We start from the raw sequence: 15,259 nt of genomic DNA on the forward strand, positions 1-15,259 counted from the left end.
TAAGCACTCCAGGCATTCAGCTTGCCACTCACCGCTCTCACCATCAGTTTAATCGCAGAGCAAGACACAAGCGGGCTTGCTCGCGAAGGCGATCTCATAGAGACATTGATGTCGACTGATACACCGCTTTCGCGAGCAAGCCCGCTCCCACAATTAACCGCCGTTGACGCTGAGAGCGGCAGAAAAGCGGCAGGTAAGCGGAAAGCGGTTGCCGCTTTTCTGGCATTGCCGCCTTGCCGATGCCCGCAAAGCCCCGGTTTACGGGCTTTCTCAAAGTGGCACGACGCTTGCTATATCCATCGCACGTACATTCTGGTCACCCAAAGGTTTCCGACATGAGCATCAGCTTCGATAAAGCGCTCGGTATCCACGAACAGGCCCTGAGCTTCCGCGCCCAGCGTGCCGAAGTCCTGGCCAACAACATCGCCAACGCCGATACCCCGAACTACAAGGCCCGGGATCTGGACTTCTCCAAAGTGCTCGCCGAGCAGAACGAGAAGACCAAGAACGGCTCTTTCGCCCTGAACATGACCAACAGCCGTCATATCGAGGCCGAAGGCCTGGGCAATGGTGACGAGTCGCTGATGTATCGCACGCCGATGCAACCTTCGATCGACCAGAACACCGTGGACGCTCAACTGGAACAGTCCAACTACGCGGAAAACTCCGTGAACTTCCAGGCCAGCTTCACCCTGCTCAACAGCAAATTCAAAGGGCTGATCTCGGCCCTGCGCGGAGAATAAGCCATGTCGATTGCGAGCGTATTCAACATCGCCGGCAGTGCCATGAGTGCCCAGACCACTCGCCTGAACACTGTCGCCAGTAACATCGCCAACGCCGAGACCGTTTCGTCGAGCATCGACCAGACCTACCGCGCCCGTCACCCGGTGTTCGCCACCATGTTCCAGGGCGGCCAGGCGAATGGCAGCGGCTCGCTGTTCCAGGAGCAGGACGCGGCCGGGCAGGGCGTGCAGGTGCTTGGCGTCGTCGAGGACCAGAGCAACCTCGAAGCGCGCTATGAGCCGAACCATCCGGCTGCCGACGCCAAGGGTTATGTCTATTACCCGAACGTCAACGTCGTCGAAGAAATGGCCGACATGATTTCCGCCAGTCGTTCGTTCCAGACCAACGCCGAAATGATGAACACCGCCAAAACCATGATGCAGAAGGTCCTGACCCTGGGTCAGTGATAAGGGGCGAGTCACATGAGCGTTACCAACACCACCAGCGGTTTGAGCCTCAACGAGATTCTGGCCAACTCCTCGATCAAGACCAATAACACCTCCGACAGCCTGTCTTCGATGACAGGGGCTGCGACCGGTAAAAAGGAGCTGGGCAAGGATGCGTTCCTGCAACTGCTCGTTACCCAGCTGAAAAACCAGGACCCGCTGTCGCCACAGGACAACGGTGAGTTCGTTGCCCAGTTGGCACAATTCAGCAGCCTGGAAGGCATCACCACCCTCAACGATACCGTGAGCGGGCTGGCCAGCAACTACAACTCGTCCCAGGCCTTGCAGGCCTCGTCGCTGGTAGGGCGTTCGGTCATTGCCCCTGGCGACAAGGCGGTGGTCGACACCTCCAAGAGCCTCAACGGCACGGTGGTGGTGCCCTCGGCGGTATCGTCCGTCGCGGTCAAGATCGTCGACAAGGACGGCAAGACGGTTCGCACCATCGACCTGGGCAGCCAGAAGGCCGGTAACTCTGCCTTTATCTGGGATGGCAAGAACGACGCGGGCACCACGGTCGAGGCGGGTACTTATACCTTCGCGGCTTCGACCACCATCGACGGCAAGGCCACGTCGCTGATCACCAACCTGCCGGCGACCGTCAGCAGCGTGACGATCAGCCAGACAGGGGGAGAGCTGATGCTCAACCTCGCCGGGCTGGGCAGCATCGCCCTGTCCAAAGTACAAACTATTGGTATGTAGAGCCGACTAACCCGGCAAAGGAGTGGAATATGTCTTTCAACATCGGCCTTAGCGGTCTCTATGCTGCCAACAAACAGCTGGACGTCACCGGTAACAACATCGCCAACGTGGCAACCACCGGCTTCAAATCGTCCCGCGCGGAATTCGAAGACGTCTACTCGGCTACCAAGCTGGGTTCGGGCAGCAAGACCGTTGGTAACGGCGTGCGCCTGTCCAACGTTTCCCAGCAGTTCGGCCAGGGCGACGTCAACAACACCGGTAACGTGCTGGACATGGGTATCCAGGGCCAGGGCTTCTTCGTCCTGAGCAACGACGGTTCCCTGAGCTACACCCGTGCCGGTACGTTCAAGACCGACAAGGCAGGCTATATCACCAACAGTGATGGCACTTCGAAGCTGCAAGGCTATGGCGTGGATGCCAACGGAAAGATCCAGAACGGGATCCTGACTGATCTGCGTATCGATACCTCCAACCTGCCGCCACAGGCGACCAGCCTGGTCTCATCGACGATCAACCTGAATTCGAAGGCGACGCCGATCACCGCGGCGTTCGATCCGACCGACACGTCCACGTTTACCAAGCAGTTCACTACCCCGATCTATGACACCCAGGGCAACCAGCATTCCATGGATCAATTCATGGTCAAGACTGCCGGCAACACCTGGAATGTCTATACCTTGATCGATGGTCGTAACCTCGATGGCTCCGCGCCGACCACGACCGGTGTGACCGCGCCGGTCCCGTCGACTATGACATTCGATTCGAGCGGCAAGCTGCTTCAGGTCAGCACGCCTCCGGCGACTATCAATAGCGATCTGGTTTTGACTGGTTGGGTGCCGGGCACCGTGACCAATGGCACATGGACCGCCAACGGCGCCGCGAGTGCGCCAACCATCACGATTTCCATGGCTAATACCAGCCAGTTCAACGCCGACACCGCTCGTTCGCTCCCGGTCCAGAACGGTTATGCCACCGGCCAGATCACCAACCTGACCATCGACGGCAGCGGCGTATTGCTGGCCAACTTCAGCAACAACCAGACCAAGCCGATCGGTCAACTGGCCCTGGCCAGCTTCACCAACGAACAAGGCTTGCAACCGGTAGGTGGCACCAGCTGGAAGGAAACCTTTGACTCGGGCATCCCTGCCTACGATGCCCCGACCACCGGTACCCTGGGTTCGATCGTTTCCAACGCCTTGGAAGAATCCAACGTCAACCTGACCAACGAACTGGTCGAGCTGATCAAGGCTCAGAGCAACTACCAGGCAAACGCCAAGACCATCTCCACCCAGAGCACCATCATGCAGACCATTATTCAGATGGCTTGATGCTCGATGGTTGCTTGAATGCTGCACAAGGAGCCCCTCACAAGAGGGGCTTCTTTTTGGGCGGCGATCCGACGATGAGGTTTGTCCCGGCGCTACTTTCCTCCAGACAAAAGAAAACCCCCGATAGACCAGCGATCTATCGGGGGCTTTCTTTATAAGTAGGCGCCTTGCAGCGCCCACCCGCTCAGCTTATTGGCAAGCTTCGCAATCCGGCTCGTCGATCGCGCAGGCTTTTGGCACTGGCGCCGGGCCTGCTGGAGCGGCCAGGACCGAGTCGTCGCCGTGGTTGCCGCCGCTGGACACAGCGTTCAGCTTACCGGTGTTGATGGTCGACTTCTCGGTGCTGGTGGCGGCCAGGGCACGGAGGTAGTAGGTGGTTTTCAGACCACGGTACCAGGCCATGCGGTAGGTCACGTCCAGCTTCTTGCCCGAGGCGCCGGCGATGTACAGGTTCAGCGACTGAGCCTGGTCGATCCACTTCTGGCGACGGCTGGCGGCGTCGACGATCCAACGGGTGTCCACTTCGAACGCGGTCGCGTAGAGCTCTTTGAGCTCCTGCGGGATGCGCTCGATCTGCTGCACCGAACCGTCGTAGTACTTCAGGTCGTTGATCATGACCGAGTCCCACAGGCCGCGGGCCTTGAGGTCGCGGACCAGGTACGGGTTGATCACGGTGAATTCGCCCGACAGGTTCGATTTCACGTACAGGTTCTGGTAGGTCGGTTCGATCGACTGCGACACGCCGGTGATGTTGGCGATGGTGGCGGTCGGTGCGATGGCCATGATGTTGGAGTTGCGGATACCTTTCTGTACACGGGCGCGAACCGGTGCCCAGTCCAGGGACTCGGTCAGGTCGACGTCGATGTACTTTTCGCCACGGGACGCGATCAGGATCTGTTGCGAGTCCAGCGGCAGGATGCCCTTGGACCACAGCGAGCCCTGGAATGTCTCGTAGGCGCCACGCTCGTCGGCCAGGTCACAGGAGGCCTGGATCGCGTAGTAGCTGACCGCCTCCATGGACTTGTCGGCGAACTCGACCGCAGCGTCGGAGCCGTACGGGATGTGCTGCAGGTACAGCGCGTCCTGGAAGCCCATGATGCCGAGGCCGACCGGACGGTGCTTGAAGTTGGAGTTCTTCGCCTGTGGCACCGAGTAGTAGTTGATGTCGATCACGTTGTCGAGCATGCGCACGGCGGTGTTCACGGTGCGTTGCAGCTTGGCGGTGTCCAGCTTGCCGTCGACGATGTGGTTCGGCAGGTTGATCGAGCCCAGGTTGCAGACGGCGATCTCGTCCTTGTTGGTGTTCAGGGTGATCTCGGTGCACAGGTTCGAGCTGTGGACCACGCCTACGTGTTGCTGCGGGCTGCGCAGGTTGCACGGGTCCTTGAAGGTCAGCCATGGGTGGCCGGTCTCGAACAGCATCGAGAGCATCTTGCGCCACAGGTCCTTGGCCTGGACGACCTTGAACAGCTTGATCTTGTTGTACTCGGTCAGGGCTTCGTAGTACTCGTAGCGCTCTTCGAAGGCCTTGCCGGTCAGGTCATGCAGGTCTGGTACTTCGGATGGCGAGAACAGGGTCCATTTGCCGTCGTCGAAGACGCGCTTCATGAACAGGTCGGGGATCCAGTTGGCGGTGTTCATGTCGTGGGTACGACGACGATCGTCACCGGTGTTCTTGCGCAGCTCGATGAACTCTTCAATGTCCATGTGCCAGGTTTCCAGGTAGGCACAGACAGCGCCCTTGCGCTTGCCGCCCTGGTTGACCGCCACAGCAGTGTCGTTGACCACTTTGAGGAACGGTACGACGCCCTGGGATTTACCGTTGGTGCCCTTGATGTACGAGCCCAGCGCACGAACCGGCGTCCAGTCGTTGCCCAGGCCGCCGGCGAATTTCGACAGCATGGCGTTGTCGTGGATCGCGCCGTAGATGCCCGACAGGTCGTCCGGCACGGTGGTCAGGTAGCAGCTCGACAACTGTGGACGCAGGGTACCGGCGTTGAACAGGGTCGGGGTCGACGCCATGTAGTCGAAGGATGACAGCAGGTTGTAGAACTCAATGGCACGGTCTTCTTTCTGCTTCTCTTCGATGGCCAGGCCCATGGCTACGCGCATGAAGAAGATCTGCGGCAGTTCGAAACGGATACCGTCCTTGTGGATGAAGTAACGGTCGTACAGGGTTTGCAGACCCAGGTAGGTGAACTGCTGGTCACGCTCGTGGTTGATCGCCTTGCCGAGTTTTTCCAGGTCAAAAGAGGCCAGGACCGGGTTCAGCAATTCGAATTCGATACCCTTGGCGACATAGGCCGGCAGGGCCTTGGCGTACAGGTCGGCCATTTCGTGGTGGGTCGCGCTCTCGGCGACTTCCAGGAAGCCCAGGCCTTCGGCACGCAGGGTATCCATCAGCAGGCGGGCGGTGACGAAGGAGTAGTTCGGCTCGCGCTCTACCAGGGTCCGCGCGGTCATCACCAGGGCAGTGTTGACGTCCTTGAGCGCGACGCCGTCATAGAGGTTCTTCAGGGTTTCGCGTTGGATCAGGTCGCCATCGACTTCTTCCAGGCCTTCGCAGGCTTCGGTGACGATGGTGTTCAGGCGGCCCATGTCCAGCGGCGCCAGGCTGCCATCGGCGCGGGCGATGCGGATCGACGGGTGGGCCTGGACCGGTGCGTCGGCCGGGTTGCGGGTAGCGCGCTCCTTGGCGCGGGAGTCGCGGTAGATCACGTAGTCACGCGCTACCTTTTGCTCGCCGGCACGCATCAGGGCCAGTTCGACCTGGTCCTGGATCTCTTCGATGTGGATGGTGCCACCCGACGGCATGCGACGCTTGAAGGTCGCGGTGACCTGTTCGGTCAGGCGGGCCACGGTGTCGTGGATGCGCGACGAAGCGGCTGCGGTGCCACCTTCAACTGCGAGGAACGCTTTGGTGATGGCGACGGTGATCTTGTCATCGGTGTAAGGAACGACAGTGCCGTTACGCTTGATCACGCGCAGTTGACCAGGCGCGGTGGCGGCCAGATCCGGGGTCGAATCGGCGGCCAGCGGCGCGGTGCCCTGCGGGTTCTCGCGAGTTGTGTCGGTGTGCATGGGTGTCTCCACGTTCTCTATGTTTGTTTGGGCACCATCACGGTGCCCACCGTTCCGTCCTGAAGCACTACAACCGACTGGCGCCGGGTATAACAACTTCGGGACAGTAGGAAGCAGGCCCGTGGGGCTGCTTCCATCCGAAGTTCATGGGTTGCGAGCCTGGCTCGAAACCGGATTTGCAGGGTGGCAACAATGGACTGCAACACCCGTACCGTTTCGGTCGTTTTCGACCCTTGAAACAGTGGCCATCCGCAGGGGCGGTCTGGTCTTGGGACAACACGCTGTTCAAGTGGAAAGAGGCACGAAAAGCGCTTGAATTCTCAGTCCGACTTGTGGTTGGTTTTTGGCTTAAAACCCTACATGTAGGGTTTTTTTTGCAGCGGGCTACAAGATAATGCGTTTTGGGGGACGAATGCAACGTACTACCTGTGGATAAACCTGTGCGTAATTTGTGTGCGAAATAGGGAACTGCGCTGTAGGCCGCGACCTTGCTGGAGCGGGGGTTTTTTCATCGTTTTCGATGCGTCGAAAACAGCCTGCCGGTTTTTGCGGGCGCGGACGTTACCACATAAATTCCGCCCGACCGAACGCATTTGTCCGCTTGTTTTCCATCGAGGCGCCGTTTATACAATCGGCTGGTGTGTGGGACAGGGTTATCTTCTTTTGACATGACAAAAGAGCGAGCGGGCATTTGTGGCGAGGGAGCAAGCTCCCTCGCCACAGGCGAGTGCGTCGTTCCTTCATTCTATATTCACAGCAACACGAGGCCCCAAGTGGAACACGAAGCCTGGCAGGTATTGATCGTCGAGGATGACCAGCGTCTGGCCGAGCTGACCCGGGAATACCTGGAAAGCAACGGGCTGCGTGTCGCCATCGAAGGAGATGGCGCGGTGGCGGCGGCGCGGATCGTCGCCGAGCAGCCAGACCTGGTGATCCTCGACCTGATGCTGCCCGGCGAAGACGGCCTGAACATCTGCCGCAAGGTCCGCGCGCAGTACGATGGGCCGATCCTGATGCTCACGGCCCGCACCGACGACGCCGACCAGATCCAGGGCCTGGATCTGGGTGCCGACGATTACGTCTGCAAGCCGGTGCGCCCGCGGGTACTGCTGGCGCGCATCCAGGCGTTGTTGCGGCGCAGCGAGCCGGTGGAGCCGAACCCTCAGAAGCCGCGGCGCCTGCAATTCGGCCCGCTGGTGGTGGACGACGCCCTGCGCGAGGCCTGGCTTAAGGGCAGCGGGATCGAACTGACCAGCGCCGAGTTCGACCTCCTGTGGCTGCTGGTGTCCAACGCCGGGCGCATCCTGTCCCGGGAGGAAATCTTCACCGCCTTGCGCGGCATCGGTTATGACGGCCAGGACCGTTCCATCGACGTGCGCATCTCGCGCATACGGCCCAAGATCGGCGACGACCCGGACCATCCACGGCTGATCAAGACCATCCGCAGCAAAGGCTACCTGTTCGTGCCTGAAGCCTGTGTAGACCCGGCACCGTGAACTCGATCTTCCTGCGCATCTATGGCGGCATGTGCGCGGCGCTGGTGCTGGTGGCGGTACTCGGAGTGCTGGCCCTGCACCTGCTCAACCAGACCCGCAGCGAGCAGTACCGCGAGCGCCTGGCCCACGGCACGTTTTCCCTGATGGCCGAGAATCTGCGGCCGATGAACGACACCGAGCGTCGCCGGGCGCTACTGCTGTGGGAGCGGCTGTTGGGCATTCCCCTGGCGTTGCAGACCTTTGCCCAGACCGACCTGGACCTGGGACAGCGCACCCGCGTGCTGCGTGGCCAGGCACTGGTCGAACAGACCGGGCCCCATGCGGCGAAGGTCTATCGACTGGTCAGCGATGGCGAGCAACTGATGTTGGTGGGGGAAGTCCAGCAGATCAGCGAGCAATTGGCCCGGGCGACCATTTACCTGCTGGCCGACGAGCTGGTGCGCTACCCGGTGGGCGAGCAACCCCGGCGGCTTGCGCAGATCATGGAAGAAAAAGGTTTCGGTTTCGATCTGCGATTGATGACCGCCGAGCAGGCGGACATGGATGAAGACCAACGTCGTCGCGTGTCCGAGGGCGATACGGTGATGGCCTTGGGCAAGGGCGGCGATTCGATCCGGGTGTTCGCCGGGATGGTGGGCACGCCGTGGGTATTGGAAATCGGTCCGCTGTACCAGATGAACCCTTACCCGCCCGAGTGGCTGGTACTGATCGCGGCGTTGGGCTTGAGCCTGATCGGGTTGATCGTCTATCTGTTGGTGCGTCAGTTGGAACGGCGCCTGAGTGGCCTGGAGGCCGCCGCTACCCAGATCGCCCAGGGCAGCCTGGAAACCCGCGTGCCGGCCCGCGGTGCCGACTCGGTCGGGCGACTGGCCGCCGCGTTCAACGGCATGGCCGAGCATCTGCAACAACTGTTGGCGATCCAGCGTGAGCTGGTGCGGGCGGTTTCCCACGAATTGCGTACCCCGGTGGCGCGCCTGCGCTTCGGCCTGGAAATGCTTGGCAGCGCTGCCACTGCTCAAGCGCGGGAAAAATACCTGGCGGGCATGGACCATGACATCGAAGACCTGGATCGGTTGGTAGACGAGATGCTGACCTATGCGCGACTGGAGCAAGGCTCACCGGCGCTGAATTTCCAGCGGGTGGACCTGGATGCGCTGGTCAATCAGGTGATCGACGAGCTGGGCCCGTTGCGCGTCGGGGTCACGGTCGAACGTGGCCTGTGCTTGTCTGCCGCCGATTGCGACGGTGCCTGGGTCGAGGCCGAGCCACGCTTTCTGCATCGCGCCTTGCAGAACCTGGTGAGCAATGCCATGCGCCATGCCAGGTCCCGGGTGACCGTCAGCTACCAGGTGGGGCAACTGCGTTGCCGGGTGGATGTCGAGGATGACGGGCCCGGTGTGCCGGAGGCGGCCTGGGAGCGGGTGTTCAAACCCTTCCTGCGCCTGGACGACAGCCGTGCCCGTGCTTCGGGCGGCCATGGGTTGGGGCTGTCGATCGTGCGGCGGATCATTTACTGGCATGGCGGCCGGGCGTTGATCGCCAAGAGCAAGAGCCTGGGTGGGGCGTGTTTCAGTTTGAGCTGGCCGAGGCATCAGGACAGGGGTTGAGAGGTGCGGCGCCTGATCGGCTGTCTTCGCGAGCAAGCCCGCTCCCACATTTGGAATGCGTATGCCTGTGGGAGCGGGCTTGCTCGCGAAGGGGCCAACACAAACACTACAAATTTCAGGCCTTGATACCCACCAGACTCAACAACTGACCATCCTTCACCCCGAACCGCGCCTGCAATTCACTGCCATGGCGCCATTCGGCGGACAGGTCCGTCAGCAAGCGCAGTCGTACCTGCCCGTCGCGGGCCCATTCCAGCACCTCGGCATGCTCGAAATAGAAGCGCTGCCCGACGATCGGGTACAGCGCCTTGAACAGGCTTTCCTTCACCGAAAAGGTCAACGTCACCAGCAAGGCCCGGTCATCTCGCCGGGTGGTGGCCATGCGTTGCAGTTCCGGTGGGGTGAGGATTTCACTCGCCAGCCGCTCGGCGCGCTCCGGGTCGAGCAGGTTCTCCAGGTCCATCCCCAGCCCTTGCCAATGGTCCTTGAGGGCGACGATGGCGGCTGCCCGGCCGGTGCTGTGGGTGATCGACCCGCTGACATGGGCCGGCCAGAGGGGGGCACGGTCGTCGCCGATCGCCGGAACGCAATGCTGGCCGTTCAACTGATAAAGGGCTGCGCGGGCGCAGATCCGTCCGGCGAGGAATTCGGCCTGACGCTTGGCCACCGAACGCTGGATGCTGGCGGGCGGCTCGATGGCACTGTTCGGGAAGTCTTCACCGACAAACAACAGTGGATCGAAACGGGTGCTCAGCAGGATTGTGTCGGGCAGGACGTCGGGCAACAGCCAATCTTCATCCAGAGGCGAGCAGCAGGCGGGCAGGGCAGGGAGTCGGTTCATGCCGGGCATTTTGCCGGGTTGGTTTGATGCTGGGTAGTGATGTGAGCGGTCGGACTGAAATTCTGCTGGGAAGAAGGGGCTTTTGTGGCGAGGGGATAAATCCCCTCGCCACAGGGGGAGTGTTCAACCAAAGATCTTCTTGAAGAACTTCTGCATATCCGCCCACGACTGCTCATCGGCCGCCTTGTTGTAGCCGATGTCCGGCCCGCCATGTTCGCCGTGGCTCAGGCGGTCGGCATCGGGGTTGCTGAAGCCGTGCTTGGCGCCTTCCAGGCTGACGAACTTGTAGTCGGCGCCGGCCTTGTCCATCTCGCTTTTGAATGCGGTGACGTTATCCTCGGTGACCATGCTGTCCAGCGCGCCGTGCTCGACCAGGATCTTCGCCTTGACGCTGCCGGGGGTGGCCGGGGTGTTGGTCACCAGGGCGCCGTGGAAACTCACCACACCGGCCAGCGGAACGCCCTGGCGAGCGGCATCCAGCACCACTTTGCCGCCGAAGCAGTAGCCGATGGCGGCGAGTTTGTCCGGATCGGTCTGGGGCTGTTTCTTCAACAGGTCGAGCCCGGCCTGGAATCGCGCGCTGGCGGCCTTGCCGTCCTTGAGTGCCGCCTGCATGAAGGCCATGGCGTCCGTGGGGTGCTCGGTATTCTTGCCATCTCCGTACATGTCGATGGCCAGGGCGCTGTAGCCCAGGCCGGCGAGGTCGCGGGCGCGGCGCTTGGCGTAGTCGTTCAGCCCCCACCATTCATGCACCACCACCACGCCCGGGCGCGGCCCCTTGATCGCATCGTCGTAGGCGTAATAGCCGATCAGCTTCGTGCCGTCGGCACTGGTGTAAGGTATCTCCTGGGTCTGGACGGCGGCGTGGCCCGCGCCGCTCAAGGCCAGAAGTACAACAGCAAGCAACCTGCGCATGGGGAATCTCCCTGAAAGAAATGGTTTGCATGAGACAAGACACTCTAGCCGATTCGTTCAGCGCAGGTTCAGAGAACGTTCAAGGGGTGTTCAGGGACCGCTGGTTAACGTGATCACGACTTCACACACCACCCACGTTTCAAAGGAACCTGAACATGACACACATGAAAAAACTGCTGCTGGCTTTTACTGTGCTGGGTGCCAGCGCCATGGCCCACGCCGATGACAACTTCGCCAGCCTGACCCTCGGCCAGACCAGCGACAAGGTCAAGAAATCCAATGCCCTGGACCAGGCGCTGAACAATCCGAACGCCGACGGCGTGATTGGCAAGGACACCACCTATGGCTTGCGCCTGGGCAAGCAGAACGACCAGGGCCGCTACTACGCGACCTACGACAACGTTTCGGGAACCCATAACGGCATCAAGTTGCGCCAGGAAAACCTGCTGGGCAGCTACGACCTGTTCTACCCGGTCACTGGCAGCACCAAACTGTTCGGCGGTGCGACGGCGGGCCTGACCAAGGTGACCCAGGACTCCCCAGGTTTCAGTCGCGACAGCGACATCGGTTTCACGGCGGGCCTGCAGGGCGGCGTGCTGCAACAAATTTCGCAGAATACCTCGGTGGAACTGGGTTACCGTTACCTGCGCAGCAACGCCAGCACCGAAATGAGCCCCCACGGCGGCGACAAGGTGGGCTCGCTGGACCTGACCAGCAGCGCCCAGACCTACCTGTCCGCCAACTACACGTTCTAAGCGGGCGAGGGGGAGCGTATCCCGCCGGATCGGCCCGAGACGATCCGGCGGCTTTCGTTGCGCTGCACAGCACCGGATTGTCTGATTTGCCTGGAGAGAGGCTCCATGAAGTTACTGGTCGTCGAAGACGAAGCGTTGTTGCGTCATCACCTGCAAACCCGTCTCACCGACAGCGGCCATGTGGTCCAAGCCGTCGCCAATGCCGAAGAGGCCCTGTACCAGGTCGCGGAATTCAATCATGACCTGGCGGTGATCGACCTTGGCTTGCCCGGGATCAGCGGCCTTGAGCTGATCCGTCGGCTGCGTGCCCAGGACAAGACCTTTCCGATCCTGATCCTCACTGCCCGCGGCAATTGGCAGGACAAGGTCGAAGGTCTGGCCGCCGGGGCCGATGACTATGTGGTCAAGCCGTTCCAGTTCGAGGAACTGGAGGCGCGGCTGAATGCCCTGTTGCGCCGCTCCAGCGGTTTTACCCAGTCGACCATCGTCGCCGGCCCGTTGCTGTTGGACCTCAATCGCAAGCAAGCCTCCCTCGACGAGGAACCGCTGGCGCTGACGGCCTACGAATACCGCATCCTCGAGTACCTCATGCGCCATCACCAGCAGGTGGTGGCCAAAGACCGGTTGATGGAACAGCTCTATCCCGATGACGACGAGCGCGACCCCAATGTCATCGAAGTCCTGGTCGGGCGCCTGCGCCGTAAACTCGAAGGTCCCTCCGGCTTCAAGCCGATCGACACCGTGCGTGGCCTGGGCTACCTGTTCAACGAGCGCTGCCAGTGATTCGTTCCCTGCGGCTGCGGCTGATGCTGGCAGCCACGATCCTGGCGGTGTTGTTCATGCTGGCGCTGCTGCCCGCCATGCAAGGCGCGTTCAGCCTGGCATTGCAGGAGTCCATCCAGCAACGCTTGGCCTCGGATGTGACCACGCTGATTTCCGCCGCCCGGGTGGAAAACAATCGCCTGAAGATGCCGGCACAGTTGCCCGACGAGCGCTTCAATCTCGCTGACGCCCGTCTGCTGGGCTACATCTATGATCGCGATGGGCGACTGGTCTGGCGGTCGAAGGCGACCCGGGAAGAAAACATCAACTACACGCCTCGCTATGACGGCCAGGGCAACGAGTTTGCCCGCATCCGCGAGCAGAACGGCGAGGAGTTCTTTGTCTATGACGTCGAGATCAAGTTGCTCGCCGGCCAGGATGCGGCGTTCAGCGTTGTTACCTTGCAACCGGTGCGCGATTACGAAGTCACCCTGCAGGGCCTGCGGGACAAACTCTACATGGGGTTCGGAGCGGCGCTGGCGGTGTTGCTGGCGCTGTTGTGGATCGGTCTGACCTGGGGGCTGCGGGCGTTGCGCCGCCTGAGCCAGGAACTGGATGAAATCGAAGGCGGCACCCGGGAGAGCCTCAGCACCGAACATCCCCGGGAACTGCTGCGCCTGACCGGCTCCCTCAACCGACTGTTGTACAGCGAGCGGGAACAGCGCAGCCGTTATCGCGACTCCCTCGACGACCTGGCCCACAGCCTGAAGACGCCGTTGGCGGTGTTGCAGGGGGTCAGCGAAGACATGGCCCGGCGCCCCGAAGATCGTGGGCAGGCCTGGGTGCTGCAAACCCAGATCGAGCGCATGAGCCAGCAGATCGGCTACCAGTTGCAGCGCGCCAGCCTGCGCAAGAGCGGGCTGGTGCGCCACCAGGTGCGCTTGCGGCCGGTGCTGCAAAGCCTGTGCGACACCCTGGACAAGGTCTATCGCGACAAGCGGGTCAACGTCCGCTTCGACCTGCCGGAGCACTGCCAGGTACCGATCGAGCAGGGTGCCTTGCTGGAGATGCTCGGTAACCTGCTGGAGAATGCCTATCGGCTGTGCCTGGGCGAAGTGCGCGTCAGCGTGCACCAGACCCTTGGCGGGACCGAGCTGTGCGTCGAGGATGACGGGCCGGGCGTACCGCCGGACCAGCGTGCGCGGATTCTCCAGCGCGGTGAACGGCTGGACCGCCAGCATCCGGGACAGGGGATTGGACTGGCGGTGGTCAAAGACATCATCGAGAGCTACGGTGCGCGTTTGACCTTGGGCGACTCGGAGCTGGGCGGTGCGGCGTTCCGGGTGCTTTTTCCGGTGGTTTGACCGGGGTGGGGCCACTGACGCCATCGCGAGCAGGCTCGCCTACATGGGATGTGTGCCGATCACAAAACCCTGTGGGAGCGAGCCTGCTCGCGATGGCGGCGGCCCGTACATCACAAAACACCGCGCCTCAGTGCTCCTGCTCCCGGTAAGCCCCCGGCGTCAGTCCCGTCCACTTCTTGAACGCCCGGTGAAACGCCGACGGCTCCGAGAATCCCAACTGCTCGGCAATCTGCTGCAACGACAGTTCCGCGCGTCCCAGGTGGTAGATGGCGATATCCCGCCGCAGGTGATCCTTGAGTTCCTGGAAGCTGGTGCCTTCCTCCCGCAGATGACGGCGCAGGGTCTGGGGACTGAGGTGCAGATGATCGGCGGCTGCCTCCAGGTCCGGCCAGTGTGCGGTATCGCGGCCGAGCAACCGACGCAGTTGGCTGCTCAGGCTGTGGCCATCGTCCGGGCGCGAGAGCAGATCGGCGGGGGAGTGCTCGAGAAACCGCTTGAGCGTTCGTTCGTCCTGAAGCAACGGCATGTCCAGGTAGCGGCTGTGGAACAACAGGCCGCTGTGTTGCGCCTCGAACGCCAGCGGACAGGGGAACAGCAAATCGTACTCGGCGCCATGGGCGGGCCTGGCATAGCTGAAGTTTGCCTGCTCCAGGGTGATTCGCTGACCGATCAGCCAACTGGCGAGGCGATGCCATACCACCAGCAGGCTCTCGGCGAGGAAATGATCCGGGTCCCACAGGGCCGAATCGTCCAGCACCAGGTGCACCCGTTCACCTTCGGCCACCAGTGTCAGGTCCGGAGCACCGGGGAACAGGCGATAGAACAACAGGCCACGCTGGAGCGCCTTGCCCAGGGTCCGGCAATGGATCAGCGTATGGCACATCATGGCGAACGTCCCGGGTTTGCTCGGGGCTCTGCCAAATCCAAGGTATTCATCACCCAGCGCCAGCCACAGCGATTGCAACAGGTGGGCAAACTGCTCCGGCGCGATGCGCGCGCGCGGCTCGTCCAACAGCTCAGGGCTGATGCCCAGCTGTTGCAACAGGGGAAGATAGTCGAATCCCTGGCGACGTGCGCCGCCCAGGGCTGCGCGGGCGAAGTGACTGGCGATCGTGCGTTGGCGCATGGCATCAATCCGTTTAATAAGCGAGCGATGGTAGCAGGACGATCCATCGCGACAAG

At 61.8% G+C, this 15,259-nt stretch carries 13 protein-coding genes; 9 read left to right on the forward strand and 4 right to left on the reverse strand.

The features are described 5' to 3' along the window. Positions 1-335 precede the first annotated feature (335 nt). From flgB to flgE, 4 genes are read left to right on the forward strand one after another with little or no spacing between them, the layout of a single operon-like run. Positions 336-743, forward strand: coding sequence for a flagellar basal body rod protein FlgB (gene flgB / locus FBX99_RS23310; protein ID WP_024779770.1), 408 nt, complete (start codon positions 336-338; stop codon positions 741-743). 3 nt (positions 744-746) lie between these two features. Beyond that, positions 747-1,190 (forward strand): flagellar basal body rod protein FlgC, encoded by a 444-nt coding sequence (gene flgC, locus FBX99_RS23315; protein ID WP_144930282.1) that lies wholly within the window; start codon positions 747-749, stop codon positions 1,188-1,190. A gap of 15 nt (positions 1,191-1,205) precedes the next feature. Next, positions 1,206-1,928 (forward strand): flagellar hook assembly protein FlgD, encoded by a 723-nt coding sequence (gene flgD, locus FBX99_RS23320; protein ID WP_144930281.1) that lies wholly within the window; start codon positions 1,206-1,208, stop codon positions 1,926-1,928. Between the two features lie 29 nt (positions 1,929-1,957). Next, positions 1,958-3,256 (forward strand): flagellar hook protein FlgE, encoded by a 1,299-nt coding sequence (gene flgE, locus FBX99_RS23325; RefSeq protein WP_145133068.1) that lies wholly within the window; start codon positions 1,958-1,960, stop codon positions 3,254-3,256. 189 nt (positions 3,257-3,445) lie between these two features. On the opposite strand, the gene FBX99_RS23330 is transcribed toward flgE, so the two are convergent. Then, positions 3,446-6,337 (reverse strand): ribonucleoside-diphosphate reductase subunit alpha, encoded by a 2,892-nt coding sequence (locus FBX99_RS23330; RefSeq protein WP_145133070.1) that lies wholly within the window; start codon positions 6,335-6,337, stop codon positions 3,446-3,448. A gap of 773 nt (positions 6,338-7,110) precedes the next feature. Between FBX99_RS23330 and FBX99_RS23335 the strand changes: the two genes are divergently transcribed. Together FBX99_RS23335 and FBX99_RS23340 are read left to right on the forward strand one after the other, a co-directional pair. Next, positions 7,111-7,833: a response regulator gene (locus FBX99_RS23335; RefSeq protein ID WP_144930278.1), complete on the forward strand. Its 723-nt coding sequence runs from the start codon at positions 7,111-7,113 to the stop codon at positions 7,831-7,833. Then, a complete protein-coding gene (locus FBX99_RS23340; protein ID WP_144930277.1) occupies positions 7,830-9,440 on the forward strand; it encodes an ATP-binding protein in 1,611 nt (536 codons plus the stop codon). The genes FBX99_RS23335 and FBX99_RS23340 overlap by 4 nt, the downstream gene beginning before the upstream one ends. Positions 9,441-9,555: 115 nt before the next feature. Here the strand turns inward: FBX99_RS23340 and FBX99_RS23345 are convergent, their stop codons facing one another. Together FBX99_RS23345 and FBX99_RS23350 are read right to left on the reverse strand one after the other, a co-directional pair. After that, positions 9,556-10,281, reverse strand: coding sequence for a 4'-phosphopantetheinyl transferase (locus FBX99_RS23345; RefSeq protein WP_144930276.1), 726 nt, complete (start codon positions 10,279-10,281; stop codon positions 9,556-9,558). A gap of 123 nt (positions 10,282-10,404) precedes the next feature. Then, a complete protein-coding gene (locus FBX99_RS23350) occupies positions 10,405-11,196 on the reverse strand; it encodes a dienelactone hydrolase family protein (RefSeq protein WP_145133073.1) in 792 nt (263 codons plus the stop codon). 155 nt (positions 11,197-11,351) lie between these two features. On the opposite strand from FBX99_RS23350, the gene FBX99_RS23355 reads away from it, so the two are divergent. The 3 genes from FBX99_RS23355 (at position 11,352) to FBX99_RS23365 (ending at position 14,077) form a co-directional block, all read left to right on the forward strand. Beyond that, complete coding sequence (locus FBX99_RS23355) at positions 11,352-11,951, forward strand: outer membrane beta-barrel protein (RefSeq protein ID WP_144930274.1); 600 nt, start codon at positions 11,352-11,354, stop codon at positions 11,949-11,951. A gap of 105 nt (positions 11,952-12,056) precedes the next feature. Next, the gene (locus tag FBX99_RS23360; protein WP_144930273.1) at positions 12,057-12,734 is read left to right on the forward strand and encodes a response regulator; all 678 of its coding nucleotides are present in this window, start codon (positions 12,057-12,059) and stop codon (positions 12,732-12,734) included. Next, positions 12,731-14,077: an ATP-binding protein gene (locus tag FBX99_RS23365; RefSeq protein ID WP_144930272.1), complete on the forward strand. Its 1,347-nt coding sequence runs from the start codon at positions 12,731-12,733 to the stop codon at positions 14,075-14,077. Before FBX99_RS23360 ends, FBX99_RS23365 begins: the two co-directional genes overlap by 4 nt. A 127-nt stretch (positions 14,078-14,204) precedes the next feature. On the opposite strand, the gene FBX99_RS23370 is transcribed toward FBX99_RS23365, so the two are convergent. Next, positions 14,205-15,203 (reverse strand): AraC family transcriptional regulator, encoded by a 999-nt coding sequence (locus tag FBX99_RS23370; RefSeq protein WP_145133075.1) that lies wholly within the window; start codon positions 15,201-15,203, stop codon positions 14,205-14,207. Positions 15,204-15,259 lie beyond the last annotated feature (56 nt).

Origin of the sequence: Pseudomonas sp. SJZ074, assembly GCF_007828215.1 — a bacterium.
GTDB lineage: Bacteria > Pseudomonadota > Gammaproteobacteria > Pseudomonadales > Pseudomonadaceae > Aquipseudomonas.